This is a genomic window from Lentzea atacamensis (assembly GCF_003269295.1).
GTDB lineage: Bacteria > Actinomycetota > Actinomycetes > Mycobacteriales > Pseudonocardiaceae > Lentzea > Lentzea atacamensis.
The window spans coordinates 1,258,765-1,279,823 of the sequence record NZ_QLTT01000001.1; the positions used below are offsets into that span (position 1 = coordinate 1,258,765).

Below are 21,059 nucleotides of genomic sequence, written 5' to 3' on the forward strand. Positions count from 1 at the left end.
GCCGGCCGGGTTCTTGGGGGAACCGGACCCGGCAACTGCGCCGACCCCCTGTCCCGGGTGTTCGGGCCCGGCGGCGCAGGTACCGGATCTGGGTACAACGGTGCCAGGCGGCGCGCACAGATTTCGCCCAGGCCGCGCACAGGGCATCCGAAAGTGCGCGAGGATGGCTCGACCCCGAACGATGGTGACCGTCGAGGAGAGATGCACCTGTGGAGTTCCTGTTGCTCGGTTCGCTGGCGGCAAGGCGGACGGGCACACCGCTGGAGCTGGGCGGACCCCGGCAGCGAGCGGTGCTCACGATGCTGTTGCTGCACGCCAACGAGGCGGTCAGCGTCGCACAGCTCACCGAGGCGGTCTGGGACTCGCCGCCAGTTTCGCCGGAGTCGAACCTGCGCACGTACGTGGCGGGGCTGCGCAAGGTCCTCGGTGACCGGCTGGTCACCAGGCCCGGCCACGGTTACCAGCTCGTCGTCGAGCCCGGTGAGCTCGATCTGGACGCGTTCGACGACCTCGTGCGGCAGGGCGAGCAGGCCCTCGCGGACGGCGACGTCGAGGCGGCCGCCGACCTGTTCGCGCAGGCGCTCGCCAAGTGGCACGGCACGCCGACCGCGGAGCTGAGCGCGGGACCGTTGCTGCGCGCGGAGTTCACGCGGCTGCAGGAGCGCAGGTTGACCGCGGTCGAGCGGTACGGGAAGGCGGCGCTGGAGCTGGGCCGCCTCGACGACGTGATCGACCGGCTGCGGCGGGAGACGGCGCAGCACCCGTTGCGGGAGGAGCTGTGGGCCCAGCTGATGATGGCGCTGGACCGCTCCGGCCGCCGGAACGAGGCCCTGGAAACCTATGCGGCCGCCCGCAGGCACATGGTCGAGCAGGTCGGCGTCGAACCGGGTGCGCGGCTGCGGCAGTTGCAGCAGGTGATCCTCGAGAGCCGGGCGCCCTCCCCCGCCGCGTTGAACGCGCATCGGCAGCTGCCGATGGACATCGCCGAGTTCACCGGGCGGGAGACCGAGCTGCGGCGGCTGTGCGAGACGGGCCCGCAGACGACCGTCGTGATCTCCGCGATCGAGGGCATGGCGGGGGTGGGCAAGACGAAGCTCGCCGTGCGGGCGGCACACCAGCTCGTCCCGCGGTACCCGGACGTGCAGCTGTGGGCGGACCTGCACGGGTTCGACGCGGACGAGCTGCCCGCTGACCCCGCAGCCGTGCTGGAGAGCTTCCTGCGCCTGCTGGGCGTGCCCGGCGGCCAGATCCCGGAGTCGCTGGAGGCACGGGCGGCGTTGTACCGCGATCGGCTGGCGGGCAAACGGGCGTTGGTGCTGCTGGACAACGCGGCGGGCGAGGACCAGGTCCGGCTGTTGCTGCCGGGCAGCGCGAGCTGTCTGGTGCTGATCACGAGCCGCCGCACGCTGCTGCACCTCGACGGGGTGAGGTCGCTCCTCCTGGACGTCTTCACGCCCGGAGAAGCGGTCGCGCTGCTCGCCAGGATCGCCGGTGACGATCGCGTGCACGCCGACCGCGAGGCGGCGCACCGGGTCGCCGAGCTGTGCGGGCACCTGCCGATCGCGGTCGCACTGGCCGCCAAACGACTGGCCCGGCGTCCACAGTGGATTGTCCGGGACCTGGTGGCGCAGCTGGAACGAGGCGGTGGTCTCGGCGCGCGAGGCGTCTTCGACCTCTCCTACCAGGCTTTGCCGGACAACCAGCGCCGATTGTTCCGGTTGCTCGGGCTCCACCCCGGCGAGGACGTCACGGCCGAGTCCGCCGCCGCCCTCGCCGGGCTGACCGCGTACGAGACCGAAGACCTGCTGGAGACGTTGCTCGACGAACACCTGCTGCAGCAGCACACTCCCGGCCGTTACGGGCTGCACGACCTGTTGCGGGCGTACGCCGTCGAACAGGTGATGGCCGCCGAGCCGCCGCCTGCCAGGGACCTGGCACGGCGACGGGTGCTGGACTGGTACGTGCACACGGCGTGGCACGCCGGGCAGCAGCTCAACCCGGTGCGCAAGCTGGAGATCGGCACCGCGGACCCGGCCGTGCACCCGCGCACGTTCGCCGGCCGCGACGCCGCGCTGCTGTGGTGCGACACGGAAAGGGCCAACCTGGTGGCCGCGGTCCGCGACGCCGCCGAGCACGGCCTGCCGGAACAGTGCTGGAACCTGGCCCAGTGCCTGTGGGACTTCTTCAACCTGCGCAAGCACTGGTCCGACTGGATCGACACGCACGGCGTCGCGCTCGCCGCCGCACGATCGGTCGGTGATCGCAGCGCCGAGGGACGGATGCTGATCACGCTCGGCATCGGGCTGCGCGAGACCCGCCGCCACGACGAGGCCATCGAGTGCTACCGGCAGGCGCTCGCGATCTTCCGCGCGATCGGTGACCGGTCACGGCAGCAACCGGTGTTGAACAACCTCGGCATCGCGTACATGGCGCAAGGGCGGGCCGACGACGCGTTGGCCTGCTACGAGCAATCCGCGCAGATCTCGCGTGAGCTCGACGACGCGCACACGGAAGCCGTGCTGCTGAACAACATCGGCCTGCTGCACTCCGACGCCGGGCGGTTCGACGCCGCTCTGGAGTGCTACCTGCGGTCCCTGGAACTCCGGCAGCAGGTCGAGGACCCGTACAGCAAGGCGATCCTGCTCAACAACATCGGCGAGGTGTACCGGAACCTGCTCGACTTCCCGAAGGCCGTGTCGTACGTCGACCGCGCGCTGGAGACGTTCCGCGCGATCGGCGACCTCTACGGGCAGGCCGAGGCGCTCGACAACCTCGGGCTGGCGCTGGACGGCCTCGGCGACCGGCGCGGTGCCGAGAAGTGCTGGCTGGAGTCGGTGACGTTGTTCGAGGAACTGGGCGAGCCCAGGGCCGACGAGGTCAGAAGCCGCCTGTAGCCGTGTGGTCAAGCAGGGCGCGATCCGTGCCGTATCGCGCCCTGCCAGCGTGACCCGACGGCCCCCGGCCGGTTCGGAACAGCTGAATGCGAAGGACACGGCATGAAGGATCTTTCGTTCGATCTCGACGATCTTGAGCTCGGCGACCTCGCGGTCACCTCGATGCGCGACTCGGTCGCGCTGCCCGAGTCCGGCGCGTCCGGCGGACCCTCGTCCTGTTCGTGCAGCAGCGGTTCGTGCAGCAGCTGCCACCAGCCGCAGCTCCCCGCTCTGACCGCATGACCGATCGCGTGCAGGGAGAACCAGCGCCATACGCACTCGTGCGCCTGGCGGCCCTGCCGCACCCGGAGGGCGCCGCAGCCGCGGCGCCGTTCCGGCGGGCAGTGGAGGCGTTGGCGGACAAGGAGAGCGAGCTGCTCGCACTCGCCGGTCCGCTGAGCGACCTGCTGCACGACAGCGCGGGCGCGCACTCCACGGAGTTCCACCGCCGAGTCGTGCTGCCGTTGCGCCGCGACGTCCACAACCGGCGCACGCCCCGGCCCTCGGTGCGCGCCGCCGCCGAGTCGCTGCGAATTCCGCTGCTGGCCACGTGGTTCAGGCTGATGGACGAGTGCGCCGAACTGGTTCTGGAGGTCGAGCGGCACCAGCCGGCGGCGCTGGCCGCCGAACGCGAGGTGCTCGCCTCGCTGTGCGCGGCGGAACCGTTGCGCAAGGCCGCTGTCCTCAGTGGACGCGACCTCTGGCGGGGACTGGGCCGCGCCGGTTCCGGGGATCGCCGCGCCCGCAAGGCGGAACCGGCCGTGCTGCGCTACGCCCTGCGCGCCACGTCGAAGACGAGCCCGCTCTCTTGGTACACCTCGGTCGGCTGGGGCACCTGGTCGCCCGACGCGCCCGCACCCGACTGGGGCACACCGGTCGCCGTCACGCGGGTCAACCAGGTGCTGCTGACCCGGCTCGTGGCCGCGCTGGTCGCCGACCGCACGCGCGTCTTCGGCCACCCGCACCGCCTCGCGCCCGGCGTGCACGAGGACGGCGGCAGGATGACGTTCCTGCGCGACGTCCCCGCGTCCGGCCCGCTGCGCGCCCACGTCGCCGCCGAGGAGAACGTGGAGCTGGCGGTGACCGCGCCGTTGCGGTTCCTCGTCGGCCTCACCGCCGCCAACCCCAAGGGCATCAGCCCCGCCGAGCTCACCAGCGCGCTCGCCACCCGCCTGCCGGACGGCGAGTCCGCCGGCGCTCAGCGCTACGTCGCTCTCCTGCTCGACGTCAAGCTGCTGGTCCCGGTGCTCCCGGTCGATCCGCAGGATCCGGAGGCGTGTCGTGCGCTGGCCTCGTGGTTGCGCGACACCGGACGGGCCGCGCTCGCCGACCGGGTGGCGTCGATCCACCGCTCGACCGCGGCGTTCGGCGCTCTCCCCGCCGACTCCCGTCCCGCCGCGCTGGCCGCCCTGACCGCCGCGTGGCAGGAACTGGGCGAGCTGACCGGTGCCGAGCTCACCGGCATCGTGCCGCTCAGCGAGGACGTCGTGCTGCCCCAGCCGGTGCGCCTCGGCCGCGCGTACGGCTACGACGGCGTCCGTTCGCTGGCCGCGTTGACGCCGCTGCTGATGCTGTTCGACCGGCATCTGGCCATCCGCCGGTACCTCCGCGACCAGTTCGTGGTCGAGTTCGGTCGCGGTGGCTCGGCCAGGCTCGCCGCGTGCGCCCCGCTGCTGCTGGACGCGCTGGCCTCGGCCCCGACCGGCGGCCTCGGTGCCAGCCGCGCCCAGGTGGCCGACCTGGTGCGGGACGGCGTGATCACCGACGAGGCCGTCGACGCCGCCGCCGACCTGCTGCCCTCGTGGATGAAGACACGCCCGGTCTCGTACTCGTTCTTCGCCCAGCCGTCCCCCGGCGGGCTCGTGGTGAACCACGTCTACGACGGCTTCGGCCGCTTTCCCAGCAGATTCCTGGATCTCCTGCCGCCGGAGGCCTACGCGTCCGTTCGCGCCACTTTGGACGGTGTCTTCCCGCGCGGTTTCGCCGAGTACCGCCCGGTGCAGGGCTTCAACCCGAACCTGCACCCGTTGCTGAGCCGCGTGGAGATCGGCGAGGACCCGCGCTGGGCCGACCACACCCCGGACGCGCTGGAGCTGTACCACGACCAGGAGCGCGACGAGCTCCGGTTGCGGCGCCGCGACTCCGGTGCGGTCGTCGACGTGCTGTACCTGGGCTACCTCATGCCGATCTCGTTGCCGGGCCGGGCCGCCGCGCTGCACGCCGACCTCGCGTGCGGCGCCGCCGACCTGTCCGCGCTGCGGTCTGTCGCGGACTCCGGGGACGTGCGCTTCGCCGACCGCCTACGCTACCGCGACGTGGTGCTGGCCCGCCGTTCCTGGGAGTTCTCTGCTGAGGCACTGGACTTCGCCGACATCGCCGCCGTGACCCGGTTCCGCGCTCGTCACGGCCTGCCCGCGCAGCTGTTCGCCGGCATGGGCGGAGTCGTGTCCTCCCGCGAGGACCACCTCGCCCGCATGAACGGCCCGAAACCGCAGTACGTCGACCTCACCAACGCCCTGCACCTGCGTTGCCTGCCCCGCCTGCTGTCCCGCTACCGCAACCACCGCGTCCAGCTCACCGAGGCGTTGCCGGTGCCGTCCGGTCAGGTCATCGAGGTGTTCGCGGAGACCTGCCGGAGGGCGGAATGACCGACGTCGTCAGCTACTACCACGACCCGATCAAGGCACCGCTGGTCCGCGACGGCGTCCTCCCCGCACTGGCCGCCGCCGCGTCCGCGTTCCCCGACGTCACCGGCCACGTCGAACGCCACTGGCTGCACGGCCCTCACGTCCGCGTCCGGCTCTCCGGCCCGTCCGCCGACCCCGCGGCTCTGCTGGTGGCCTCGCTGCTGCGGTCCCACGTGACCGCCTATCCGTCCGCAGTGGAGCTTTCCGAGGCCGAACAGCTCGCCCACGCCGCGTCCGCCGCCGTCGCCGAGCTGCTCCTGCCACCGTTCACGCCCTTGTACCCCAACAACTCCGTTCGCATCGAACCGACGTCGTACGAGCGCCTGCGCGACCTCGTTCCCGACGCCTACATCGCCCTGCGCGCCAAGGGCCTGCGTCTCGGTCTGCCCGCCCTGCGCGAGTCGTTCCCGGTCCCGCGCGCCGAGCTGGCGTTGACCGCGATGGCCGGGCTGGTCGGCGGCTTCTACGACGACCTCGCCCACGACGTCATCGGGCTCGACGGTGTGGACGACGTTCTCGTCTACTTCCTGCCCCTGGCCTCATAGCACGCCGCATTCAGATCTCCATCGAATCCACCAGGGAGTCCACGGTCGGCTCGATCGCCGCGGCGGCCCGCGCGTCCCGAAACCTGCGCTCGATCCCCAGGTCCCGGCGAAACGCCGCGTCCCCGCACACCTTCATCGCCAGGTCCGTCACGGCGACGGCCGCCTCGGTGGCGGTCACCGCGAGCAGCCGCACCCGGTCGACGGACCGTTCCGGATGCCACGTCACCGCGGACAGGGTGTCGTTGTACAGCACCCGGACCGAGTCGGTCCGCAACCGCATCCGCACCAGGTCGGCACGTGTGCGCGGATCTCCGCCGCCGAGATGGCCCAGCGCGGCGGCGAGCGCGCCCTCCATCAGCCCCAGCGACACGGCGGCGCCGAGCACCAGGAACCACGGGTACGCCGGCTCTTCCGACCACAGCCGGTTGGACGCGGGCACTCGTACGGGATCCGCTTCCACACACGTGGCGACAGTCCCGCGCAGCCCCATCCCGGCGTGGTCGGCCGGCACCAGCAGACCCGGCGCCTGTGCCGGTACCAGCCACAACGCCGAGCCGGTCGACCAGACGTAGCTGTCGGCCTCGCCGGCCGCGATGACCCAGCTCTTGCGCGCCCGCACCTGCACGACGTCGCCGTGTGACGACACGGCACCGGACGAGCCGAAAGCCGCGAGCGTCGACAGATGACGGCCGGCTGCGATCTCCGCACGCAGCCAGTGCGGTCCCGAGCGGTCCAGCACCGCCGCGGCGGAGTAGTGCGAGCGCAGCACGGAAGCCGTTGCGCCGCAGACGTGAGCGACCTGTTCGACCACCCGCCCGGCCGATCTCAGGTCCTGTCCTCCCCCGCCGGCCGTGCGCGAGATCGTCATGCCCAGCAGGCCACGCGCGCCCAGTGCGTTCAGGGCGGCGCGCGGGAATCTGGCGTGCTGGTCGACATCGGCGGCCGCGGGCGCCACCACGTTCTGCACGATGCGGATCAGGTCCGCCCGGTACGTCACGTCGGCGGGTAGAGCGAGTAGGAGGGGAAGTTGCCGTACGGCCGCTCACCGGGAGGTCCCTCCGTCACGGCGTGGACCAGCAGCTCACCGCCCACGAACGCGCCACGCCACGACGCTCCACGCCCGCCGAACACCTCGTCCCGGTCGCCCCGCGAGCGAGGCTTGTTGATCCCGACCTTGAACGCCTGGACGTCCTCGCTCAGCCGGCGGGCCGTCGCCTCGTCGTCGCAGGCCAAGGAAGCCACGAGGGCCCCGTTGGACGCGTTCATCGCGGCGAGCAGCTCGGCCTCGGTGTCGACCAGGACGATCGTGTCGACCGGCCCGAACGGCTCCGCGTGGTGCAGGACGGACGACCGCGGCGGATCCAGGATCGCGACCGGCGCCAGGTAGGCGGCGGTCTGCTGGCCCGGCAGGAACCGGCCCGAGTCCGGCGATCCCCGGTACAGCGGTACCCCGCCGGCCCGGATCGCCTCGTCCACGGCGTCGCCGAGCTCCTTGGCCTTCGCGTCGTTGATCAACGGGCCGAAGTCCAGCACCGGCAGCTCCTCGCCGGGTGAGGAGACGGCGAGCGGGTGCCCGAAGGTGACCTCCCTGACCGCGGGCAGGTACACGGACAGGAACTTGTCGAACAACGACCGCTGCACGACGTAGCGGGGGTAGGCGGTGCAGCGCTGCTTGCCGTAGTCGAAGGCCTTGCGGATCTGGGCGCCGAGCATCTCCCAGGAGTCGAACTCCCAGACACCCCAGCAGTTGAGGCCCTCCTGCTCCAGCACGTGCCGCCGGTTCGAGTCGACCAGGCGCGCGGCGATGGAGCTGCCGACATCGCGACCGCCCACAAAGGACACACAGCCCAGGAACGAGGACCCGACCAGCACCGGAGCCAGTTCGGCCCCGCTGCCCGACACCAGCGTCAACGGCAGCCCGGATCGCACGGCCAGCGCGGTCGCCAGCGTCAGGCAGCTGACTCCGCCGTCGGTCGGTGCCTTGGCGATGACCGCGTTGCCCGCCAACGCCTGCACCAGCATCGCGTGCATCAGCACGCTCATCGGGTAGTTCCACGACGCGATGTTGCTGACCGGTCCGGACAACGGCTCCCGGCCCGCCAGCATCGCGTCGATCTCCTCGACGTACCAGCGCACCCCCTCGATGCAACGGTCGACGTCGGCCGTCGCGAGCCGCCACGGCTTGCCGATCTCCCACACCAGCAGCAACGACAGCAGGTCGCGGTGTTCGGTCAGCGCGTCCAACGCCTCCGACACCCGCACCTTGCGCTCGGCCAGCGGCACGTTGCGCCACTCGATGTGCTGGTCCACGGCGGCGACCACCGCGCGGCCCGCGACGTCGAAGTCGAGGAACGGCGGGCCCGCGATGGTCGAGCCGTCGACAGGGGTGGTGGCGGGCATCGGTTCACCGGAGCGGCTCCACCCGCCGCCGAAGTGGTTGAGCAGCCGATCGTCGTGGAACGCTTCGGGTGCGAGCCGAACGCACTGCGAGTAGACCTCGTCCCACGAGGTGCCGGGCTTGAGGATCAACGACATCGGGCGCCCTCCCTGCCGAACGGAATGTGGCCGCGCGCGGGTCAGCGGTTTTGCACGTGCTGCCAGCCGAACCGGCCCTTGATGCACAGGTTTCCGTGCGTGACGGTGCTGTCGTGCGGTGACGTCACCTTCACGATCTCGTTGTCCTGCACGTGCAGGGTGAGGTTGCACCCGACACCGCAGAACGTGCACACGGTCGTGGTCTGGGTCTGCCTGGACTCGTCCCAGGTTCCGTCTTCGCGCTTGTCGTGCTCGCGCTTGAAGCTCAACGCACCGGTCGGGCAGACCTCGATGCAGTTGCCGCAGTAGACGCAAGCGCTGTCGGGCAGCGGCGTGGCGAACTCCGTGGAGATCCGCGCGTCGAACCCGCGGCCAGCCACCGAGATGGCGAAGCTGTTCTGCCACTGGTCGCCGCACGCGTCGACGCACTTGTAGCACAAGATGCACTTGCCGTAGTCGCGCACGTACAGCGGATTGTCCACTTTGATCGGTTGCCGGACCGTGGCAGCCGTTTGCCCGTCCGGCTCCTCGTGCTCACCCGGCCGGCGGTCGTCGCGGTCCGTCGACGGCGGCTCCGGCGGCCCGAACCGGGTGGGGTCGGCGCCGCACGCGGACATCCACTCGTCCACGTGCGGCGTGGTGGACAGGTCCGTCGCGGACCCCAGAAGTTCCAGCACCAGCTTGCGGCTGTGTTGCGTGCGCTCGGATTCCGTGCGCACGACCATGCCGGGCTCGACCTTGCGCGAGCACGACGGCACGAGCGTGCGCGAACCCTCGACCTCGACCATGCAGACGCGGCAGGCGTTGGCGGGCTTCAACGTGTCGCCGTAGCACAGCGTCGGGATCGACTTGCCCACCGCCGTGCAGGCGTCGAGGATCGTCGCACCTTCAGGCACGCGTACGGACTCGCCGTCCAGCGTGACCTCGACCAGCCGCTTGGGCAGCCCGATCTCGACGATCGTCATGACGTCGCCTCCTCTGCGTAACCCAAGCGGTCGAGTGCTGATTCGATGGCGTTCCAAGCGGTCTGGCCGAGCCCGCAGATGGACGAGTCGCGCATGACCTGCCCGACTTCCCTCAGCAGCTGGAGATCAGCCGCGCTCGTGCTCAGCGGGCGCTTGCCGACGAGCCGGTGCAGCGCCTCTTCCTGCCGCACGGTCCCGATCCGGCACGGCACGCACTGCCCGCACGACTCGTCGCGGAAGAACGCGGCGATGCGCAGCAGGAAGCTGCCCAGGTCGGCGGTGTCGTCCAGCACCAGCACGACACCGGAGCCGAGCGTGGTGCCGGCGGCGCGCGCGTCCTCCATGGTGAGCGGCAGGCCGAGCTCGTCCGGCCGGACGAACCCGCCTGCCGCCCCGCCGAGCAGTACCGCTCGCAGCTCCCGGCCTGGCGGCACGCCACCCGCCAGATCGAGGAGTTCCCCGAGCGTGGTGCCGAACGGCACCTCGTACACGCCCGGACGACTCACGTTCCCCGACAGGCAGAAGAGCTTCGGCCCCGTGGACCCCTCGGTGCCGATGCGCGTGTACGCCTCGCACCCCTCCGTGAGGATCACCGGCACGTTCACCAGCGTCTCCACGTTGTTGACCACGGTGGGCTTGCCGAACAGCCCCTGCTCCACCGGGAACGGGGGCTTCGACCGCGGCTCACCGCGGAAGCCCTCGATGGAGTTGAAGATCGCGGTTTCCTCACCGCAGATGTACGCACCGGCGCCACGCCGGATCTCGATGTCGAACGAGAAACCCTCGTGGCCCATGATGTTCGCGCCGAGGAAGCCCCGTTCGCGCGCCTTCGAGATCGCGTTGCGCAGCAGGTGCAACGCGCGCGGGTACTCGCCGCGCAGGTACAGGTACCCCTTCGAGCACCCGGCGGCGAACCCGGCGATCGTCATCGACTCGATCACCGCGAACGGGTCGCCCTCCATGAGCAGCCGGTCCTTGAACGTGCCCGGCTCGCTCTCGTCCGCGTTGCACACCAGGTAGTGCGGCCGCACGGGCTGACGGGCGGTCGCGTCCCACTTGCGTCCCGTCGGGAACGCCGCGCCGCCGCGTCCCATCAGCTTCGCGTCGGTGATTTCCCGGATCACCCCGGACGGTCCGAGCAGAAGCGCGGTGCGCAGTGCCTGGTAGCCGCCCGTCGCCCGGTAGTCGTCGAGCGACTCCGGATCGACCACGCCGACCCGCTTGAGCAGCCGCAGGCCGGAGTCACCGGCCTGCGGCACCTCCGCGCGCTCATCGTCCACATGGGAGGGACCGGCGGCCGCCACCGCGATCACCTCACCGGCGTGGGTGGGCGCGAGGAGCTGCTCCTTCGCCACCTCCCCCGCCTCGAACGCGAGCGCCGCCGGAGCCTTCTCGCACACCCCGAGACAGGGGCTGCGCAGCCAGCCGCTCCTCGCTCCCGCCGGGCCGAGCTCGTCGGTCAGCCGGTCGCACAACGCCTTCGCGCCGTTGACCTGGCACGCCAGGTCGACGCAGACGTGCACGACCCTCGCCGGCCGTTCCGTGAGCGAGAACAGCGAGTAGAAGCTCGCCACGCCGTACGCCTCGGCCGGCGGGATGTGCAGGACGCGGCAGATGTGGTTCAGCGCGCCCTGGCTGATCCAGCCGACCCTGTCGTTGACGGCGTGCAGAGCGGGCAACAGCTGATCCCGCCCCATGCCGGTGAACAGGTCGACCACGACGCGTTCGGCCTCGGTGGGCTCGACGTCGAGCAGTTTGAGGTCCACTCAGCCCGCCTTCCCGGCAACAGCGGGCACCGGAAGCTTGTCGATGCGGATGGCCGCGGCCTTGTACTCGGCCGTGCCCGCGATCGGGCAGGTGGCCTCGATGGTGATGATGTTGACGTCGATCTCGTCCGGGAAGTGGAACGTCATGAACACCAGGCCGGGCGTGAGACCGTCGTCGATCCGCACCGGCGCCTGGATCTGCCCGCGCCTGCTGGTGATCTGGACTTCCTCACCTTCCTCGACGTTCAGCTCGGCCGCATCCTGCGGCGACAGGTCGAGCGTCTCCCCCTTGCGCAGCGGCGACTCGAAGCCGTGCGACTGCACACCCGTGTTGTAGGAGTCGAGCCGGCGCCCGGTGGTGAGCCGGAACGGGTACTCCTCGGTCAGCTCGTCGACCGGAGGACTGTGCAGCACCGGCGAGAACGGCGCGGGCTTGCCGCGCTTGACCGGGTCCTCCTCCCAGAGCCGGGCGTGCAGGTAGCTCGGTTCGAGGCTGTCCTCGCTCGGGCACGGCCACTGGATGCCGCCGAGTTCCTCGAGCCGCTGGTAGCTCATGCCGGTGTGCAACGGCGACAGGCTGCGCAGCTCGTCCCACACGTCCTCGCCGGTCTTGTGCTCCCAGGCCGCACCGAGCCTCGTGGCGATCTCACCCATGATCTCGATGTCGTCGCGCGCACCCTCCGGCGGGTTGAGGGCCTTCCGCACCCTCTGGACCCGGCGCTCGCTGTTCGTGAACGTGCCGTCGGTCTCGCACCACGCGGCCGCGGCGGGCAGCACGACGTGCGCCATCTTCGCCGTCTTGGTGAGGAAGATGTCCTGCACGACGATGTGGTCCAGATTGGACAGTCGCTTGATCGTGTGCTCGCAGTCGGCCTCGGACTGCACGGGGTTCTCACCGATGATGTAGACGGTGGTCAGGTCACCCCGTTCCATCGCCTCGAGCATCTGCGTGAGGTTCCAGCCCTTCTCCGCCTTGATGTTCGAGCCCCACGCGGCGTTGAACTTGGCCGTGACAGCGGGATCGGTGATGTCCTGGAAGCCCGGCATGCGGTCGGGGATGGCCCCCATGTCACCGCCGCCCTGGACGTTGTTCTGCCCGCGCAACGGGTTCAGCCCCGCGCCGTACCGCCCGACCTGGCCGGTGAGCAGTGCCAGGTTGATGAGGCTGAGAACGTTGTCCGTGCCGTTGTGGTGCTCGGTGATGCCGAGCGTCCAGCTGAGCTGACCGCGGTCCGCCTTGGCGTAGGCGTGCGCGAGCTCGCGGATGAGCTCGGCCGGCACGCCGGTCTCCAGCTCCGCCACCGGCAACGTCCACGGCTCGACCGCCTTGACGAACTCCTCGAAGCCCTCGGTGGCGCGCTCGATGAACGACATGTTGGCAAGCCCGGACGCGATGATCTCGCGCGCGATGGCGTGGGCCAGCGGAATGTCCGTGCCGACGTTGAGCCGCAACCACTTGTGCGCCCACCTGCCGGTGCTCGTCAGCCGCGGGTCGACCACGTACAGCCTGGCGCCCTTGTTGACCGCCTTGAGCACGTGCTGGAAGAAGATCGGATGCGCCTCCCGCGCGTTCGACCCCCACAGGATGATCAGATCGGCGTCCTCGATCTCCTGGTAGGAGGACGTCCCACCGCCACTGCCGAAGACCTTGGCCAGCCCGGCCACACTCGGCGCATGACACGTGCGGTTGCACGAGTCGACGTTGTTCGTACCGATGACCGCCCGCGTGAACTTCTGGGCCATGTAGTTCATCTCGTTGGTGGCCCTGGCACAGGAGAACATCCCGAACGCGTCCGGCCCGTGCTTCGCAACGTTGCGGTGAAACCCCTCGGCCGCACGGTCCAGCGCTTCGTCCCAGGTGGCCGGGCGCAGGATGCCTGCGTCGCGCACCAGCGGCTGGGTGAGCCGCACGTAGGGCTCGGTCTTCTTCCGCCTGCTCATCACGACACCTCCTGCGTCCATACTGTATGCAATCTTCGGTATGCGCTAGCCCCTGTTGCGGTTTCTTGCCGGGGCTCAGGTGGCTCCGGCACCGAGGGGTCGGCTTGCGTTGGCTGGTGCCGGTTCCAGCGGAGGGGCACCTGGCTTGCGGGGCGTCACCTTGCGTAGGTGGTTGCGCAGGCCTTGACGGGCCGGGTCATTTCATCGCCGCTTCGCGACGATTGCGATTGGGGCTTGACTTCGGGGCCCTTGCGAGGCGCTGGTCGGCCTGTAAAAGCCGGGCATGTAAAGCGCCCGGCCGATCCGAACACGGTAGCACCTCGCACCCAAAGTCAAGCCCCAATCGCCAGCGTGCGCGGTTGCGTTTGTTCGTTCGGGTGCGGGAATTACCGGTTGAACGGTGTGGTATTACCCTGTCCGGCTCGGCTTCGCCATCGCGGTTGAGGAGAGGGCGCCACGATTTCACCTTGCGGTTTCTTCCGGGGCTGCGACTTTGCCTTGCGGCTGGTTCCGGAGGCCTCGGCTTCGCCATCGCGGTTGCTTTGCGGACCTCCACCTCGCCTTTGCCGCGCGCCGGGTATTCCGGCGCGCGGCGGTGTCACCGACCCAAGGTCAGGCGGCGGTGTGGATGAGGTTGCGTCTGGGTTTTCGCAGCGGATCCAGCCAGCGCGGCGGATAGAACACCGGGATGCCCTGCACCATTGTCACCGTCCAGCCGCTGTGGTGGATGAGCCTGTGGTGGTGGCGGCAGAGCAGGACGCCGTTGTCGACGGAGGTGTCGCCGCCGTCGGCCCAGTGGTGGATGTGGTGGGCGTCGCAGTGTTTGGGTGGTCGGCCGCAGCCGGGGAAGGCGCAGCCGTGGTCGCGGGCGACCAGGGCGCGCCGCATTCCGGCGGTGAAGGTGCGGGACTTGCGGCCGACGTTGAGCGGCTGCGACTTCGCTCCCATGACCATCGGGATGATCCCGGCGTTGCAGGCCAGCTGGCGGACCTGGTCGGCAGGCACGCGTTCGCGGTTGTCCAGCATGGCCTGGCCGACCTGGTCGGCGAGGTCGTCGTAGCGCATGGTCAGGGTGAGGGTGACCGGTTCGCCGCCGTGCTCGGGCAGCTGGTCCGCGCGCAGCATCAGGTCCACGAGGTCGGCCAGGGCGTCGCCTTCGCGCTCAGCCCGCGACCGGAGATCGGGGCCTTCGTCGGCGGTGGTCGGGCGGGGCTTGGCCAGCGGGTCGAGCAAGGCCTCGTACTTGGCACCGGTGATCGTGTCCAGCTTCGCCCAGATCTCCAGGTACCCGTTCTTCCACCGCATCACGTGCTGGTTGACCGGCGGAGCGGGTTCGGCGTCGCGGGGTTCGGGGTCGTTCTGGAACAGCCGGTAGGCCAGCTCCTTGCCGAACGCCCGCACCGCACTCGGCTCATGCTCACGGGCGAAACCCACGACAGGCTCTTCGGCCTCGGCGGGCAGCGCCTTCATGACCTCGGCCACCACACCAACATGCTCGACCGACAACGCCCCCTCGGCCGCCGCCTCGGCGACCACAGGAAGTGCGGGCGCGAGCACACTGCCGGTCGGCGTGATCTCGCGACTCAGCAGTGCGGCGTGGGTGACCCATTTCCTTGCGGTTTTCCGGTCCCAGCGGACCGCGTGCCGCAACACGTGCGGCAAATCCTTGTAGCCGAGTTCGGCCGCGACCCCGCGCCGATCCAACTCTGCGATCTTCTGCATGACCGAATGTTCGCGAATCCGGATTTCCGTCACCCCGTCGACGATGCCGCGTAGCAGCTCGTCGGTGGAGAGGAGTCGGGTGTCGCTCACGTGTTCTAATCTACCGCAAGATCACGAAAAAATAACAGGTCACGGTATACACAATCGAATTAACAGTCTGAGCCAACCACCCTCGTGGCGAAGCGGAGCGAGCCGTACAGGGAAATTATCCGCCGTGCTAGCGGTAATTCCCGCACCCGAACGAACAAACGCAACCGCGCACGCTGGCGATTGGGGCTTGACTTTGGGTGCGAGGTGCTACCGTGTTCGGATCGGCCGGGCGCTTTACATGCCCGGCTTTTACAGGCCGACCAGCGCCTCGCAAGGGCCCCGAAGTCAAGCCCCAATCGCAATCGTCGCGAAGCGGCGATGAAATGACCCGGCCCGTCAAGGCCTGCGCAACCACCTACGCAAGGTGACGCCCCGCAAGCCAGGTGCCCCTCCGCTGGAACCGGCACCAGCCAACGCAAGGCGACCATCGCAAGGCGACCGCCTACGCAAGGCGGGCCGGTTACGGGAAGGTCTCTCGCTACCCCCTGACCGCGTACGAGTGAGCGCCCGTGCCCGCGAGCTTGCCGCCGTCCACGATCAGATACTCGTCCCGGATCGGCGTGCCGGCGAAGAACGACTCCAGGATCTCCCTGGTACCGGCGGCATAGCGGGCCTGCGCGGACAACGAACTGCCCGAGATGTGCGGCGTCATGCCGTGATGAGGCATCGTCCGCCACGGGTGGTCGGCGGGCGCGGGCTGCGGGAACCACACGTCGCCCGCGTACCCCGCCAGGCGGCCGCTCTGCAACGCCCGCACCACGGCGTCGCGGTCGGCGATCCGAGCCCGCGCGGTGTTGATGAGGTAGGCGCCGCGCTTCATGGAACCGATGAGCGAGTCGTCGAACAGGCCCTCTGTCTCCGGGTGCAGTGGTGCGTTGACCGTGACGACGTCGCAGTGCGGCACCATGTCCGCGGCCGAGGTGTGGAACGTCAGGCCGAGTTCCTGCTCCACCTCGCGACGCAGGCGGTGCCGGTCGGTGTAGTGCAGGTGCACGTCGAACGGGGCCAAGCGTTTGAGGACCGCCAGGCCGATGCGGCCGGCGGCCACGGTGCCGATGTGCATGCCCTCGACGTCGTAAGAGCGGGCCACGCAGTCGGCGATGTTCCAGCCGCCGTTCAGCACGGTCTGGTGTGAGGGAACGAAGTTGCGGACCAGGTTCAGGATCGACATCACCACGTGTTCGGCGACGCTGATGCTGTTGCAGTAGGTCACCTCCGCGACGGTCACGCCGTGGGCGATGGCCGCGTCGAGGTCGACGTGGTCGGAGCCGATTCCGGCGGTGACCGCGAGCTTCAACCTGGGAGCGCGAGCGATTCGGTCCGCGGTCAGGTAGGCGGGCCAGAACGGCTGGGAGATCACGACGTCCGCGTCGGCCAAGTGCCGTTCGAACTCCTCGCTCTCCTTGTCGGACGTCACGACCAGCTCGTGGCCGGCTGCTTCCAGGAAGGCACGCAGGCCCAGCTCGCCGGACACGCTGCCGAGCAGGTGGCCGGGTGTGAAGTCCACTGAGGACGGAGTCGGCAGCGTCTGGCCGCCCGGGTAGCCGGGCAGCGCCGGCAGGTCGTCGCGGGCGTAGGTGGCCGGGTAGCCGGTCACCGGGTCGTCGTAGAGGACGCACAGGATCTTCATGCCCTCCAGCATCGAAGGGACACCGGCACCGCGTCCAAGCGAAAGTTCCTATCCCGTCATAGGTCGCGTCTATCAAGATGCTTGTGCAGCAGCCGATCCAGCTCGCCACGCACGTCGAGGCCGCGCGTCAGGTCCAGCATCGCCCGCGCGAGCATCGACACCGGCTCCTGGTCGCCGACCACGAGGCCGATCCGCGGCACGCGTTGCGGGTCCTCGATCCGGACGACACGCATCCCCTCCGGCGTTCCGAACATCTGCAGCCAGGCGTGCGCGATGACGCTCGACCACTTCCGGGTGGCCACGTGGGCGTACAGCGTCGCCACCGTGTCGGCCTCGATCACCGGCACTGGCTGCACGCCGGCGTCGGCGAAGATCCCGTCGAGGATCCGGCGGTTCCGCATCTTCGAGGTCAGCAGGCACAACGGCAGCGCCGCCACGTCCGCCCACCGCGCCACCGGACGGGAAGCGATCTCCTCGTCGTCAGGAGTGAGCAGCACATATCGTTCCTCGTACAACGGCAAAGCGCGCACCGAGCTGTCCACGTAGGTCATCGCGACGTCGAGCACGAACTCGGCGAGTCCTCGCTCGATCTCCGACGACGACAGCGACTCCAGCACGACACGAACATGCGGGTGCCGCTCGCAGAACGGCGTTGTCAGCAGCGGAGCCGCGGGCAACGCGGTCGGTATCGCGCCGATCCGCAGCACACCGGACAGCGACTCGCGCATGCGCGAAAGGTCCTGCCGCAGGGCATCGCGGTCCGCCAGCATGCGATGCGCCCACAGCAGGACCCGTTCCCCCTCCGGCGTCAGCGACTCGAAACGGCGGCCGCGGGACACGATCGGCACCCCGAGCTCGCGTTCGAGCTTGCTGATCGCCGCCGACAGCGACGGCTGGGACACGTGACAGGACTCCGCCGCGCGGGCGAAGTGGCGTTCGCGCGCCAGAGCGACCAGGTACTCCAGCTGTCGCAGCAACAACTACGACACCAGCGACGTGCGCGACAGGAGGTCGATCGCCGCGTAGACGTGCCGCAACGTGGGCGCCGGCACGCGGGTCAGCTCGGCGATCTCCACCACCGCGCCGATGATCGCGTCGATCTCCAGTCGCTTGCCGGCCTCCAGGTCCTGCAGCATCGACGTCTTGTGGTGCCCGACCCGCCGGGCGCCGTCGATGCGCTTGTCGATCGAGATCTGCGGGTCGCAGCCCGCCGCCCGCGCGATGGTCAGCGTCTCGGCCATCATCTGGGCCACCAGGTCGCGGCTGTCCGAGTGGTCGCAGATCTCCACCATCGTCGCGCGGGTCAGTGCGCTCAACGGGTTGAACGCCACGTTGCCCATCAGCTTGATCCAGATGTCCTCGCGAACGTCCTTCTCGACCGGGCACTTCAGGCCGCCCGCGACCATCGCCTCGCTCAGCGCCACGCAGCGCGGCGAGATCGACCGGTCGGGCTCGCCGATCGAGAAGCGCGTGCCTTCGAGGTGCCGGATCACGCCCGGCGACTCGATCTCGGTCGAGCAGTAGACGACGCAGCCGATCGCCCGCTCCATCGGCAGGACGGCCGTCACCGAGCCACCGGGGTCCACGGCCTCGATCCGCTGACCTTCCAGAGGGTGGCCGGTCATGCCGTGGAAGTACCACCACGGGATGCCGTTCTGCGCCGCGATCACGGCGGTGTCGCGACCCAGCAGCGGTGCCAGCAGATCACCCGACGACGCGTACGAGTACGCCTTCAGGCCGAGGAAGACGTAGTCGACCTCGCCCACCTCGGCGGGATCGGAGGTCGCGTGTGGATGCGCGGTGAAGTCACCACGAGGACTCAGCACCCGCACGCCGTGCTCCCGCATCGCGGCGAGATGAGCTCCACGTGCGATCAGGTGGACCTCCACGCCCGCACGATGCAAGGCCGCACCGACGTAGGCACCGATCGCTCCGGCTCCGAGAACAGCGATCTTCATGTCACGCCCCGCTCCGCCAGACACACCGGCAAGATTGCATACAGTATACGGACAACATGACCAAAGCTCTAGAAGTGCTTTTTGCATACCAAAAGCTGTATTCTGTCTGGCATGACCTCTTTGCCCAGTGGCCGCCGTGCCGCCCGCGGTCCACTCAGCGCCGCCGCGAGCCGCCGCGTCGAACGGCCGGCACCGCTGCGACAAGCCGTCTACGACGCCTTGCTCGAGCTCATCGTCAACCGGACCCTCGCGCCCGGCCAGCACCTGGTCGAGGCCGAGCTCGCCGAGTACCTGGGCGTGAGCAGGCAGCCGGTGCGCGAGGCCCTGCAGCGGCTGCAGACCGACGGCTGGGTCGACCTGCGCCCCGCCCAGGGCGCCTTCGTGCACACCCCGACCGAGGAGGAGGCCGACCAGCTGCTCGCCGTGCGCAGCGTGCTCGAGACCTACTCCGCCAAGCTCGCCGCCGAGCACGCCACCGCACAGGACGTCAAGCAGCTCAAGAAGCTGCAGAAGGCCGGCGAGGACGCGCTGGCCGCCGCCGACGTGGACCGGCTGGTCGAGGCGAACGCCAACCTGCACGCCGCCGTCGCGTCGATCGGCCGCAACAAGGTCCTGTCCGAGATGATCGGACTGGTCGACCGCCGGGTGCGCTGGTACTACACCCCGATCGCCCGCCCACGGAGCCGTGACTCGTGGAACGAACACGCTGAGCTGATCGCCGCCATCGCCGACGGTGACGCAGAGCGAGCCGGCGAGGTCATGCACCGTCATGCGGAGCAGACCCGGCAGACCTATCACGACCAGAAGACCACCGAAGGTAACTGAGTCATCACGCTCAGATCACCCGAAATCGGTCATTTGGTGCCGCACGGGTGATCCCCGACACGATGGCCGCAGATTGCATACAAAACGCAGTATGCTGAATGTGGGCAGGGACGGGGTCGATGAGGACCCGGAGTGGGTATCCGATGGAAAGAGCCCCGGCCGCAACCCTGCTTTCCCCGTGCGACAGTGCCTGCAGGGCTTCTGCGCGCCTCGGGGGTGACCATCGACAGAAAGAGAAGGAAGACCATGCCTCGTTGGAAGAACCTCGTGAACGCGCTCACCAGGCCGCGCCAGGGATTCTCCGCCGACGGCCGCACGCTCGGCCTCGGACTGGCCACCGCGCTGAACGAGCAGCGCAAGGACGCCGAGGCCGTAGCGGCCGTGGCCAAGACGCTGCGCCCCAACTCTCAGGGCAAGGACGCCGAAGGCCACACGATTCACGGCTGAGTGTCCTTGACGGGAGCGTCCTCGCTCCTCTGTGCACTCTCCGCTCCCTCCACGGCGGACTGGGCGGCCCGCCTGGAGGTGTGCAGGCTCCACACCGTGGTGATGGCGAGCGTCACCACGATCACCCCGAGAGACACCACGATCGGGATCTCCGGAGCCCACGAGACACCGTGGTGGTGCAGCGCCTCGAAGATGAGCTTGAGCCCGATGAACGCGAGCACCACCGCGAGGCCCTTGCTCAGGTGCACCAGGCGATCCAGCAGGCCGCCCACCAGGAAGAAGAGCTGGCGCAGGCCCATCAACGCGAACGCGTTGGCGGTCAGCACCAGGTAGGGCTCCTTGGTGAGACCGAAGATCGCCGGGATCGAGTCCACCGCGAACAGCAGGTCCGTGGTGCCCACCGCGACCATGACGATCAGCATCGGCGTCACCACGCGGCGACCGTCGACGCGCGTCGTCAGGGCGGCGCCGTGATAGGTCGTCGTCGCCGGGACGACCTTCTTCACGGCGCGCAACGCGGCGTTCTCGGAGAACTCGGCCTCCTCGGTTTCCTCCTGCCGCAACAGCTTCCACGCGGTGTAGATCAGGAAGGCACCGAAGAGATAGAACAGCCAGTCGAACCGCGCGATCGCCTGCGCACCCAGCGCGATGAACACGGCCCGGAGCAACAGGGCCAGGACGATGCCGACGATGAGCACCTTCTGCCGGTACTCCCGCGGCACCGCGAACCTGGCCATGATGAGCACGAACACGAACAGGTTGTCGACGCTCAGCGAGTACTCGGTGATCCAGCCGGCGAAGAACTCGCCACCGTACGACGGCCCGGCGAGGAACGTGATGCCGAGTCCGAAGAGGACGGCCAGGCCGACGTAGAACAGCACCCAGTACAGCGACTCGCGGAACGACGGCTCGTGCGGTTTTCGTGCCACCAGGTAGAAGTCGAACGCGATCACGGCGGCGATGCCGCCCATGGTCGCGATCCACACCCAGACAGGAAGATCCAGCATTCTCGCTC

Annotated in this window: 16 protein-coding genes; 6 read left to right on the plus strand and 10 right to left on the minus strand. The window is 69.5% G+C overall.

The window, feature by feature from the left end; genetic code table 11:
* Positions 1–209: 209 nt before the first annotated feature.
* The 4 genes from C8D87_RS05935 (at position 210) to C8D87_RS05950 (ending at position 6,165) form a co-directional block, all read left to right on the plus strand.
* Positions 210–2,894 (plus strand): AfsR/SARP family transcriptional regulator, encoded by a 2,685-nt coding sequence (locus C8D87_RS05935; RefSeq protein ID WP_112225815.1) that lies wholly within the window; start codon positions 210–212, stop codon positions 2,892–2,894.
* Positions 2,895–2,996: 102 nt separating this feature from the next.
* Entirely contained in the window at positions 2,997–3,176 is a 180-nt protein-coding gene (locus C8D87_RS05940; protein ID WP_109636350.1) for a thiazolylpeptide-type bacteriocin, read from the plus strand.
* A complete protein-coding gene (locus C8D87_RS05945) occupies positions 3,173–5,581 on the plus strand; it encodes a lantibiotic dehydratase (RefSeq protein ID WP_112225816.1) in 2,409 nt (802 codons plus the stop codon). Before C8D87_RS05940 ends, C8D87_RS05945 begins: the two co-directional genes overlap by 4 nt.
* Positions 5,578–6,165, plus strand: a complete 588-nt coding sequence (locus C8D87_RS05950) for a hypothetical protein (protein WP_112225817.1) — start codon at positions 5,578–5,580, stop codon at positions 6,163–6,165. Before C8D87_RS05945 ends, C8D87_RS05950 begins: the two co-directional genes overlap by 4 nt.
* 10 nt (positions 6,166–6,175) lie before the next feature.
* Here C8D87_RS05950 and C8D87_RS05955 read toward each other — a convergent pair whose 3' ends face one another.
* From C8D87_RS05955 to C8D87_RS05995, 9 genes are all read right to left on the minus strand, one after another.
* Positions 6,176–7,162, minus strand: coding sequence for an acyl-CoA dehydrogenase family protein (locus C8D87_RS05955; RefSeq protein ID WP_112225818.1), 987 nt, complete (start codon positions 7,160–7,162; stop codon positions 6,176–6,178).
* Positions 7,159–8,700 carry an aldehyde dehydrogenase family protein gene (locus C8D87_RS05960; RefSeq protein ID WP_109636344.1) on the minus strand — a complete coding sequence of 514 codons (1,542 nt, stop codon included), beginning with the start codon at positions 8,698–8,700 and terminating at the stop codon, positions 7,159–7,161. The genes C8D87_RS05955 and C8D87_RS05960 overlap by 4 nt, the downstream gene beginning before the upstream one ends.
* Positions 8,701–8,741: 41 nt before the next feature.
* Positions 8,742–9,665, minus strand: coding sequence for a 2Fe-2S iron-sulfur cluster-binding protein (locus C8D87_RS05965; protein ID WP_109636343.1), 924 nt, complete (start codon positions 9,663–9,665; stop codon positions 8,742–8,744).
* Entirely contained in the window at positions 9,662–11,431 is a 1,770-nt protein-coding gene (locus C8D87_RS05970; protein ID WP_112225819.1) for an NAD(P)H-dependent oxidoreductase subunit E, read from the minus strand. Before C8D87_RS05970 ends, C8D87_RS05965 begins: the two co-directional genes overlap by 4 nt.
* Positions 11,432–13,372: a molybdopterin oxidoreductase family protein gene (locus C8D87_RS05975; protein ID WP_109636341.1), complete on the minus strand. Its 1,941-nt coding sequence runs from the start codon at positions 13,370–13,372 to the stop codon at positions 11,432–11,434.
* Positions 13,373–13,984: 612 nt separating this feature from the next.
* The gene (locus C8D87_RS05980) at positions 13,985–15,184 is read right to left on the minus strand and encodes an HNH endonuclease signature motif containing protein (protein ID WP_112225820.1); all 1,200 of its coding nucleotides are present in this window, start codon (positions 15,182–15,184) and stop codon (positions 13,985–13,987) included.
* A 478-nt stretch (positions 15,185–15,662) separates the two neighbouring features.
* On the minus strand, positions 15,663–16,814 hold the full coding sequence (locus C8D87_RS05985) for an NAD-dependent formate dehydrogenase (protein ID WP_170166319.1): 1,152 nt from the start codon (positions 16,812–16,814) through the stop codon (positions 15,663–15,665).
* Between the two features lie 56 nt (positions 16,815–16,870).
* Positions 16,871–17,794 carry a LysR family transcriptional regulator gene (locus C8D87_RS05990; protein WP_112225822.1) on the minus strand — a complete coding sequence of 308 codons (924 nt, stop codon included), beginning with the start codon at positions 17,792–17,794 and terminating at the stop codon, positions 16,871–16,873.
* On the minus strand, positions 17,795–18,772 hold the full coding sequence (locus C8D87_RS05995) for a 2-dehydropantoate 2-reductase (protein ID WP_109636337.1): 978 nt from the start codon (positions 18,770–18,772) through the stop codon (positions 17,795–17,797).
* Positions 18,773–18,883: 111 nt separating this feature from the next.
* Between C8D87_RS05995 and C8D87_RS06000 the strand changes: the two genes are divergently transcribed.
* Both C8D87_RS06000 and C8D87_RS06005 read left to right on the plus strand, forming a co-directional pair.
* Positions 18,884–19,597 (plus strand): GntR family transcriptional regulator, encoded by a 714-nt coding sequence (locus tag C8D87_RS06000; RefSeq protein WP_109636336.1) that lies wholly within the window; start codon positions 18,884–18,886, stop codon positions 19,595–19,597.
* A 246-nt stretch (positions 19,598–19,843) separates the two neighbouring features.
* Positions 19,844–20,044: a hypothetical protein gene (locus C8D87_RS06005; protein WP_109636335.1), complete on the plus strand. Its 201-nt coding sequence runs from the start codon at positions 19,844–19,846 to the stop codon at positions 20,042–20,044.
* Here C8D87_RS06005 and C8D87_RS06010 read toward each other — a convergent pair.
* Positions 20,035–21,048 (minus strand): TerC family protein, encoded by a 1,014-nt coding sequence (locus C8D87_RS06010; RefSeq protein ID WP_112226291.1) that lies wholly within the window; start codon positions 21,046–21,048, stop codon positions 20,035–20,037. The genes C8D87_RS06005 and C8D87_RS06010 overlap by 10 nt on opposite strands.
* Positions 21,049–21,059 lie beyond the last annotated feature (11 nt).

Bases quoted from the DNA above. Each gene is read 5' to 3' on its own strand.
- C8D87_RS05985 (WP_170166319.1), bottom strand. From the start codon at position 16,814: ATGAAGATCCTGTGCGTCCTCTACGACGACCCGGTGACCGGCTACCCG.
- C8D87_RS05950 (WP_112225817.1), top strand. From the start codon at position 5,578: ATGACCGACGTCGTCAGCTACTACCACGACCCGATCAAGGCACCGCTG.
- C8D87_RS05940 (WP_109636350.1), top strand. From the start codon at position 2,997: ATGAAGGATCTTTCGTTCGATCTCGACGATCTTGAGCTCGGCGACCTC.
- C8D87_RS05975 (WP_109636341.1), bottom strand. From the start codon at position 13,372: ATGAGCAGGCGGAAGAAGACCGAGCCCTACGTGCGGCTCACCCAGCCG.
- C8D87_RS05960 (WP_109636344.1), bottom strand. From the start codon at position 8,700: ATGTCGTTGATCCTCAAGCCCGGCACCTCGTGGGACGAGGTCTACTCG.
- C8D87_RS05945 (WP_112225816.1), top strand. From the start codon at position 3,173: ATGACCGATCGCGTGCAGGGAGAACCAGCGCCATACGCACTCGTGCGC.
- C8D87_RS06005 (WP_109636335.1), top strand. From the start codon at position 19,844: ATGCCTCGTTGGAAGAACCTCGTGAACGCGCTCACCAGGCCGCGCCAG.
- C8D87_RS05965 (WP_109636343.1), bottom strand. From the start codon at position 9,665: ATGACGATCGTCGAGATCGGGCTGCCCAAGCGGCTGGTCGAGGTCACG.
- C8D87_RS06000 (WP_109636336.1), top strand. From the start codon at position 18,884: ATGACCTCTTTGCCCAGTGGCCGCCGTGCCGCCCGCGGTCCACTCAGC.
- C8D87_RS05995 (WP_109636337.1), bottom strand. From the start codon at position 18,772: ATGAAGATCGCTGTTCTCGGAGCCGGAGCGATCGGTGCCTACGTCGGT.